Annotated in this window: 1 protein-coding gene; it reads left to right on the plus strand. The window is 67.7% G+C overall.

All coding sequences use genetic code 11. The features are described 5' to 3' along the window. On the plus strand, positions 1 to 2,789 hold a 2,789-nt coding region (locus tag ACF1CT_RS37325), incomplete at both ends, for an amino acid adenylation domain-containing protein (protein WP_391788485.1).

Genomic DNA, 2,789 nt, shown 5'->3' on the forward strand with positions numbered 1-2,789 from the left:
TTCGCCGAGGTGCTGGGCGTGGACAGGGTCGGGATCGACGACAGCTTCTTCGACCTCGGCGGCCACTCCCTCCTCGCCACCCGCCTCGTCAGCCGCATCCGCACCGTTCTCGGAGCGGAACTGCCGATCAAGGACGTCTTCGAAGCGCGTACAGTGGCTCAGCTGGTGGAGCGGCTGGACCACGACAACCGGAGCCGTGCGGCCCTGGTCGCGGTGGATCGGCCGGAGGTCGTGCCGCTGTCGTTCGCCCAGCGCCGCCTGTGGTTCCTGCACAAGCTTGAGGGCCGGTCCGCGACGTACAACATGCCGCTGGCATTCCGTCTGACGGGCACCGTGGACGCCGAGGCGCTGCGCACCGCGCTGCTCGATGTGATCGCCCGGCATGAGTCGCTGCGCACCGTCTTTCCCGAAATCGACGGCGAGCCGCGGCAGAAGGTGCTGGCCACCGCGGATGCCGAGCTCGGCTGGGAATGCCGGTCGGTCTCCTCGGCGGATGTGCCGACCGCCCTGGAAGAGGCGGCCCGTTACGAGTTCGACCTCTCCTCCGAGATACCGGTCCGTGCCCGCCTCTTCGTCGTGGACCGCAACGAAAGCGTTCTGTTGCTGTTGCTGCACCACATCGCCGCCGACGGCTGGTCGATGGGCCCGCTGGCGCGCGATGTCGTCGCCGCCTACACGGCGCGTGCGCAGGAGGCTGTCCCGCAGTGGTCCGACCTACCGGTGCAGTATGCCGACTACACCCTGTGGCAGCGTGAACTGCTCGGGGGCGAGGACGACCCGGACAGCCTTTTCGGTCGACAGGTTCGCTACTGGCGGCAGCAACTGCGTGACCTGCCCGAGCAAGTGACCTTCCCCACCGACCGGCCCCGGCCCGCGACCGCCTCGTACGAAGGCGCCTGCGCCACGTTCCAGGTCGACGGGGAATTGCACCGACGGATGGCGGATCTGGCGCGTGCGTCGGGTGCGACGGTCTTCATGGTGTTGCAGGCCGGTATGGCGGCGTTGCTCACGCGCCTCGGCGCGGGCACCGACATCGCGCTGGGCAGTGGTGTCGCCGGCCGTACGGATGAGGCGCTTGATGATCTGGTCGGCCTCTTCGTGAACACCTTTGTGCTGCGGACGGACACCTCCGGAGACCCGAGCTTCGAGGAGCTGCTGGGACGGGTCCGCGAGGCGAGCCTGGCCGCCTACGCCCACCAGGACGTTCCGTTCGAGCACCTGGTGGAGCTGCTCAACCCCCATCGATCGACCTCTCACCACCCCCTCTTCCAGGTCGCCCTGGTCCTTCAGAACACAGACCAAGGCGATTTCAGCCTCCCGGAGCTGATGGTCCGCACAACCGAGGTCGATCCTGGCACCTCGCGGTTCGACATGCTCCTCTCGCTCACCGAGCGGCATGACTCGGTGGGGAACCCCGTTGGCATCGAGAGCGTGGTCGAGTACTCCACGGACCTGTTCGACCGGTCCACGGTCGAGCGTCTCTTCGAGCGATGGATACGCCTCCTGGAACAGGCGCTGAGCGTCCCGGTCCAGCCGATCAGCAGGGCCGGCCTGCTGACGCCAACCGAGCGACGGCAGGTGCTGGCCGACTGGAACGACACCAAGACCGAGGTCACCCAGGAGACCATGGTCAGCCTGCTCGCATCGCAGGTGCGGCGCACTCCCGACGCCACCGCTGTGCTGTTCGACGGTGCGACTCTGACCTACGCCGAGTTGAACGCGCGGGCCAACCAGCTCGCCCGCCACCTTGTCGCGTCGGGCGTCGGTCCCGAGCAGGTGGTGGCGGTGGCCCTGCCGCGCTCTGCCAACACGATCGTGGGGCTGCTTGCGGTGATCAAGGCCGGCGGTGCGTATCTTCCGCTGGATCCCGACGACCCGGCCGAGCGATTGAGGTACACGCTCAGTGACGCGCGGCCTGTACTGGCACTCGTCTCCAGCGGAAGCACGCTCCCGACTCCGGACCCTGAGATCCCGTTCCTCGTCATCGATGACGAGGAGACCCGCGCCGCGGTCGCCCGGCAGTCCACCGCCGACCTGTCGGACGTGGATCGTAGGGCCCCGCTGACCCCGGCCAACCGGCTGTATGTCATCTACACCTCGGGTTCCACCGGCCGGCCGAAGGGCGTGATGGTCGAGCACCGTGGCCTGGTCAACAACCTTCAGTGGATGAAGGACACCCACCCGGTCGGAGCGGATGATGTGCTGCTGTTCCGCACCTCGGTGCGTTTCGACTCAGTGGGGCTGGAGATCTGGTTCCCGCTGCTGTCCGGCGCCGCGGTCTGTGTGGCCCCCGACGACGTGATCCGCGACCCCCAACGGCTGGTTTCCTACATTGCGGAGAACGGCGTCACCGTCGCCCAGTTCCCGCCGTCCCTGCTCGCCAACCTGCCCCACCCGCCCGCCACCCACTCGATCAGTCGTATCTGGTCCAGTGGTGAGGCGCTGCGTCCTGACCTCGCCGACGAGGTCAGCAGTGCCTGGGGCAGTGCACTCTGCAACTTGTACGGCCCGACCGAGACGACCATCCAAGTCGCCTCCTCCGTCTGGCAGGGCGCCGACGACGGGCACATCGTGCCGATCGGACGGCCTACGTGGAACACCCGGATGTACGTCCTCGATGCCGGGCTCCAGCCGGTGCCGGTCGGTGTAGTGGGTGAGTTGTACGTTGCCGGCGTCCAAGTGACGCGCGGATATGTGGGGCGTGCCGGTCTGACGTCGGAGCGGTTTGTCGCTTGTCCGTTCGAGCCGGGTGAGCGGATGTACCGGACGGGTGATCTGGTGCGTTGGCG

Origin of the sequence: Streptomyces sp. NPDC014734, assembly GCF_043083325.1 — a bacterium.
In the GTDB taxonomy this organism is placed as follows: domain Bacteria; phylum Actinomycetota; class Actinomycetes; order Streptomycetales; family Streptomycetaceae; genus Streptomyces.